This window comes from Paenibacillus koleovorans NBRC 103111 (assembly GCF_004000845.1).
Lineage (GTDB): Bacteria > Bacillota > Bacilli > Paenibacillales > NBRC-103111 > Paenibacillus_AA > Paenibacillus_AA koleovorans.
This window is the reverse complement of record NZ_BIMA01000239.1, coordinates 1-1,724: the sequence shown is the minus strand read 5'-3', so window position 1 is coordinate 1,724 and position 1,724 is coordinate 1. Positions and strand designations below refer to the sequence as shown.

Below are 1,724 nucleotides of genomic sequence, written 5' to 3'. Positions count from 1 at the left end.
AATTTTGGGTTTGGTTCATTTTGTCAAGTACTGATTTCGGTTTTGAGCCATGTTTCTTATTTTTATTCTTTTCTATAGATAATGCTTGCCTTAGAGTCTCCCCCTCGAAAAACTCTAACAATGCCCAAGATTGATTCTCGTCTGTTCGCTCTACAAATCGGTAAACTTCAGGGATTGGTAATGTTGTGTTATTTAGATATTTTAGAACGCGTACTTCATTTGATAACCAAGAACAATACTGCTCGCCCTTTGTACGTTTTAGAATAAACCGCCCATTTGCACTTTCAACTATTCCAACATCAGATGTATGACCCTGCCTTGGGAATTTGATGTCATTAACTGAATCTAAGTAGTCATATATTTCGTTGGGGATTTCGTTCACTTTGATTGGAAGCATAGAACAGCCACCTTTTTGTCTTCCCTTATTTAACACAATCTTTCTGCTTGAACTCTACTGCCCGTTATTTTGAGCTCTCGTTCTCCATTAGCGTAACGGCTTGCTCAGTTGAATTTCACGTTCCTCAACATAATTGCGGTAATTTTCACCACAATAGTAATCAACAATATCCTTATTGATCTCTGGATATAGTTGAATGGCATGTAACTCCGAAATAGGGATCCATTTGACACCAATCTGTTGAGGGTCTGGATTTTCAGGAAGTTTGGGATGTGATCCTGGTTTCAACTTACATTGAAAAGTAACCCCAATAGAATGAGTATCTCCGTACATGAAGTTGTTTTTCGTTGGTTGATATTCGTATACAAAAGCAACTGGACCTACTTCCACCTCGACACAAGCCTCTTCTTTCGCTTCCCGTTCCGCAGCTTCAATTAATGTTTCACCAGGCTCAAGGCCACCTGCCGGAAAGTTGTAATGTACGCCGTCATCATTATCATTTTTGTACTCGACCAGTAAGATTGCATCGTTTTCAATGATTAGTGCACAAGCGCGAAGTCTTATCTTTTCCATCCTCTATCACACCCATTAGGCAAATTACTTTCAACTGTTAATTACTGCTGCAGCAATTAAAACCATGGATCGGTTCTATCGCCGCGCTTTCATGTCCCTTTAGTTCAGGTAAGCCCTCGTCAAAGCTGTCGAAGTGGAAGTATAGCCAATATCGGTCTCATAAACTCTTAAAAATACAAACTTCATCCAACCACCTTCAGGATTTTCAGAATCAACCGTGTCTGGAAATTCACTTGAATTCGTACAATCTCTCAGCATTACAACTCGATAAACGTATCGATACTCCAGGTTTTTAGATAATAGTCGAGTACAGTACCGTTGAAACCATCCTTTTGTGATTTCGGTATAACGGCTTCATGAATTAATTCTGATACTTAATTCTGGATCAGCATTGTATTTTCTGACGGATAATTCTAGACTTGTTGAAGGTTTCTTCATTTGATCCCCTCCCACGCCTTGAGTAGATTTACTTTTATATGGACATAGTAACCATTAAATCGTTTGCATTCAATGGATAAAACACTTATACAGAACATTGCTCTATTACGCAAATCTGTCCGATAGCTTAATGACAAAGAGCAGTTGCCGCGGCAAACTGCTCCTTGATTATGTTTGAACTACCGTTCCCCGTTACTTCAACTGCTAGCATATTCCGGCTTATCTATCATCAAGAAGCGAAAGTAATATTTCTCCTCGCTTAAGAGGCTCAAAACCGAAATCAGTACTTGACAAAATGAACCAAACCCAAAAATGG

At 39.2% G+C, this 1,724-nt stretch carries 2 protein-coding genes; both read right to left on the bottom strand.

Annotation, left to right across the window (positions count from 1 at the left end; translation table 11 throughout):
- Positions 1–397, bottom strand: a 397-nt coding sequence (locus PKO02S_RS31950; RefSeq protein ID WP_164821828.1) for a phosphotransferase, incomplete at its 3' end; no start/stop codon positions are given.
- A gap of 87 nt (positions 398–484) precedes the next feature.
- Entirely contained in the window at positions 485–970 is a 486-nt protein-coding gene (locus PKO02S_RS31945) for an NUDIX domain-containing protein (RefSeq protein WP_127589320.1), read from the bottom strand.
- Between the last annotated feature and the right edge of the window lie 754 nt (positions 971–1,724).